At 69.7% G+C, this 3,826-nt stretch carries 4 protein-coding genes; 2 read left to right on the forward strand and 2 right to left on the reverse strand.

From position 1 onward, the window contains the following. Positions 1–661, forward strand: a 661-nt coding sequence (locus tag QZ772_RS10800) for a mobilization protein (protein WP_295525784.1), incomplete at its 5' end; no start/stop codon positions are given. Positions 662–730: 69 nt separating this feature from the next. On the opposite strand, the gene QZ772_RS10805 is transcribed toward QZ772_RS10800, so the two are convergent. Beyond that, on the reverse strand, positions 731–1,666 hold the full coding sequence (locus QZ772_RS10805; RefSeq protein WP_295525791.1) for a tripartite tricarboxylate transporter substrate binding protein: 936 nt from the start codon (positions 1,664–1,666) through the stop codon (positions 731–733). A gap of 224 nt (positions 1,667–1,890) precedes the next feature. On the opposite strand from QZ772_RS10805, the gene QZ772_RS10810 reads away from it, so the two are divergent. Continuing rightward, positions 1,891–2,865: a LysR family transcriptional regulator gene (locus tag QZ772_RS10810; protein ID WP_295525786.1), complete on the forward strand. Its 975-nt coding sequence runs from the start codon at positions 1,891–1,893 to the stop codon at positions 2,863–2,865. 36 nt (positions 2,866–2,901) lie between these two features. On the opposite strand, the gene QZ772_RS10815 is transcribed toward QZ772_RS10810, so the two are convergent. Further along, positions 2,902–3,826: crosslink repair DNA glycosylase YcaQ family protein (locus QZ772_RS10815; protein WP_295525788.1), on the reverse strand; the 925-nt coding region annotated here is incomplete at its 5' end.

A 3,826-nucleotide genomic window follows, 5' to 3' on the forward strand; every position in this document is an offset into this window, starting at 1 on the left:
AGGCGGCGTCGGCAAGTCCGTCACGTCGCGCCTGCTGGCCCAGTACTTCATCGACCGCAGCCGGCCCTTCATCGGCTTCGACACCGACCGGTCGCACAACTCCTTCACCCGCTTCTACGAAGGCTTCGCCTCGCCGGTGGCGGTGGACAGCTTCGAAGGCCTGGACACGGTGGTCAACGGCTTCGAGACGAACCCCGAGCGCAGCGTGATCGTCGACCTGGCCGCGCAGACCCAGGCGCCGCTGGCACGCTGGATCGCCGAGTCGCAGCTCTTCGACGTGTTCGACGAGCTGGAGATCCCGGTCGTGTTCTGGCACGTGATGGACGACGGCCGCGACTCGACCGACATGCTCGGCCGCCTGGTCGACACCTACGGCACGCGCGCACGCTACGTGGTGGTGCAGAACCAGGGCCGCGGCAGCGACTTCTCGACGCTGGAAGGCTCGCCCGCCCAGATCAAGGCCCGTGAGCACGGCGCCCAGTTCATCACCCTGCCCCGCCTGCAGGAAGCGACGATGCGCAAGATCGACGCCAACAACACGTCCTTCTGGAAGGCCGTCAACGACAAGACCGGCCCCGAGGCCCTGGGCCTGCTGGAGCGCCAGCGCGTCAAGAGCTGGCTGGTGCAGGTCTACGCGCAGTTCGACACGCTGGAGCTCTGAACACCTGCCGCCCTTGCGCCGGGGCGGCTTGACCCCTCCGGGCGCGCCGACGGCGCCCGCGGCGGGCGCTCAGAGCTTGATGCCCGCGCCCTTCACCGTCGGCCCCAGCACCGCCACTTGATCACGCACGAAGCCTTCGAAGCGAGCGGTGCTCTCGGGCTGGGCCACGATGCCCAGGTCGACCATCTTCTTCTGCACCTCGGGCATGGCCAGCACCGCATTGGTGGCGTCGTGCAGCCGGGTGACCGTCTCGGCCGGCAGCTTGGCCGGGCCGGAGATGCCGAAGAAGTTCTCCAGCACCAGCTTGGGCTGACCCAGCTCGACCATGGTCGGCACCTCGGGCATCAGCGGCGAGCGCGTGGTGCCGGTGACGGCCAGCGGCACCAGCTGGCCGGTCTTGAAGTACTGCACATAGGCCGTGATCACGTCGATGCCCACGGGCACGATGTTGGCCAGCAGGTCGGTGGTCATAGGCGCGCCGCCGCGGTACGGCACATGCACCATGTTGGCGCCCGTCACGCGCTTGATCAGCTCGCCATGGATGTGGCCGACCGAGCCCGGGCCGCCGGAGCCGAAGTCCAACCGCCCTTCCTTCTTGGCGCGGGCCTCCAGGTCGGCCCAGCTCTTGATGCCGGAATCCTTGCTGGCCATGACCACCAGCGGCGCCGAACCCAGGTAGGCCACGTGGCTGAAGGCGGCCACCGGGTCGTAGGGCTGCTTGTCGAGCGTGAACGGCCCGAGCGCGATGGGCGTGGTGTTGGACAGCATCAGCGTGTAGCCGTCCGGCGCCGCCGTCGCCACCACCTGGCCGCCGATGGTGCCGCCCGCGCCCGGGCGGTTGTCCACGACCACCGGCTGGCCCAGCTTGCGGCCCAGCTGCTCGGCCACCACACGCGCCAGGATGTCGCTGGCGCCGCCCGGCGCGAAGGTGACGACGATCTTGATCGGGCGCTCGGGCCACTGTGCGAATGCGGGCAAGGCACCCGCCGCCGCCCCGGCCGCCATCAGACGCAGGACGCCTCGGCGGTGAAGGCGCGGAAGGGACGGGGAAGAGGTAGGCAGAAAGGATTCGGACATGGCGGATGCCGCAAGCAATGGGAATGCCCGCATTGTTCGAAGCACTCTCCGGCACGCCAATTGCCAAGACCGAATGCACCGTATCAGCCGCAAGGCGCTGGCGGCCCGCCATTCCGACGGCGAGGCACCAAGGCGGTGCAGCCAACCACCGCATGTCCCGACCCGACGACCCTTTCGATACCTACCTGCTGCGCGTCTTTCACACCTTGATGGCGGAATGCAGCGTCTCGCGCACCGCCGCGCGCATGAACCAGTCGCAGCCCGCCATCAGCAGTGCCCTCAAGCGTCTGCGCGAGATCTTTGGCGATCCGCTGCTCATCAAGGACAAACAGCGCATGGTGCCCACCGAGCGGGCGATGCAGCTGCATGCCTCGGTGCGACTGGTGCTGGGCGAGCTGGACGCGCTGCTCGCGCCCGAGGCCAGCTTCGACCCTGCCACTACGCGCCAGGTCTTTCGCATCGGCACGCCCGACTACCTGGCCCCGCCCCTGATGGCCGCCGTGGCGCAGTACATGCGCGAGACCGCGCCCTCGGCCCGGCTGGTGCTGCAACCGCTGGGGCCCGACTACGACTTCGAAGCCGCCCTGGCCGAAGGCGAGCTGGACGTGGTCATCGGCAACTGGCCCCAGCCGCCGGAACACCTGCGCACCACGCTGCTGCTGGAGGACGAGATCGTCTGCCTGGTCGACGAGCGCCACCCCTTCGCGGCGCGCATGACGCTGGCCGACTACCTGCAGGGCTCGCATGTGGTGCCGCTGCTCTACAGCGTGACGCAGCGCGGCGTGGTCGAGACCGCCCTCGCCTCGCAGCGCATGAGCCGCACCGGCACCGTCACCGTGCCCTACTTCGGTCTGGCGCCGCACCTGCTGCCCGGCACCGACCTGATCTTCACCACCAGCCGGCACTTTGCGCAGTACTACGCCGGCCTGCTGCCCCTGGCCATCGTGCCCGCGCCGGTGGACTTTCCGCCGATGCGCTTCTATCAGCTGTGGCATGGGCGCACGCAACTGGCGCCGGGGCATGTGTGGTTTCGGTCGTTGTTGTCGGCGGTGGTGAGGACGGCGGGGGCGACGAGGTATTTGCGCGAGAAGCCGACGGACCGGCACTTCCAGGGGACACGTTCCTGACCGACTGAGCGGCCACGAACCCGCCGGCCCGTCCGCTCAACGCAACAGCAGGAACCGGTTGAGCCGCGCCAGGTCCTCATCCAGCAACGTCGACGCAGTCCGATCCTGGGCTGCTGCCGCGTCGGCATAGCCCACTGCTGGCGCCCTACCCGCCGATTCCCCCGCCACATTCACCCACCCGATCACCCGATCGCCCCACAACATGGGTAAGGCGTAGTACCCAAACTGCCGCTGCGCCGGTGGCGTGTACGCCTCGAACTTGTACGTCCAGCCCCAGAACAGCGTGAAGCGGCGGCGGTCCCAGACGATGGGATCGAAGGGGGCGAGCAGGCGCAACTGGTCATCGACCGCCCAGCGGCGCGAGCGCGGGTTCTCGTCGGCCGGCCAGTACCACGTGGTGCCGTCGAGGGTGGCACTGGCGAGTTGCTCGCGGGCCAGACGCAGCGCGGCCTGGGTCTGGGCGCTCAGGTGCGGCGCGCCGTAGCCGAGCAGGCGCACGAGGTAGGTCAGGCTGGCCGCCGGCAAGGGGGCATAGGTCCGCACCACCAGATCGATCAGCGCTGCGGCGCGGCGGGCACGGCCGGCCGGGCTTTCGTCGGCCGGCGGGTGCGCAGCGACTTCGTAGACGCGCGTGCCGCTGTCGCGGCGTTTCACGCGCAGCAGGCCGCGGTAGTGCAGGCCGTCGAGCAGGTGGGTGGCCAGGTTGCCGGCGCCGCCCCAGGGGTTCTGCCGCCGGCCATGCGCGAAGCGCAGTTCGACCTCCCGCGGATGCACGAGGCGGCGCTCGCGCACGAAGGCCAGCACGTCGTCGGCCTTGCGCTGGGTCTCGGCGTCCCAGGGGCGCCTGGGCTCGCGCGGGTGCATCAGCGTGAGGTGCTCCCGCGGCAGGAAGCCGTAGTTGACGAGGCAGTCCTCGTCGATCTGCAGCCGCGAGTAGCGGGCCTCCAGGTCGCCGGCGCGG

Source organism: uncultured Pseudacidovorax sp., assembly GCF_913773995.1.
Lineage (GTDB): Bacteria > Pseudomonadota > Gammaproteobacteria > Burkholderiales > Burkholderiaceae_C > Xenophilus.

Bases quoted from the DNA above. Each gene is read 5' to 3' on its own strand.
- QZ772_RS10810 (WP_295525786.1), top strand. From the start codon at position 1,891: ATGTCCCGACCCGACGACCCTTTCGATACCTACCTGCTGCGCGTCTTT.
- QZ772_RS10805 (WP_295525791.1), bottom strand. From the start codon at position 1,666: ATGGCGGCCGGGGCGGCGGCGGGTGCCTTGCCCGCATTCGCACAGTGG.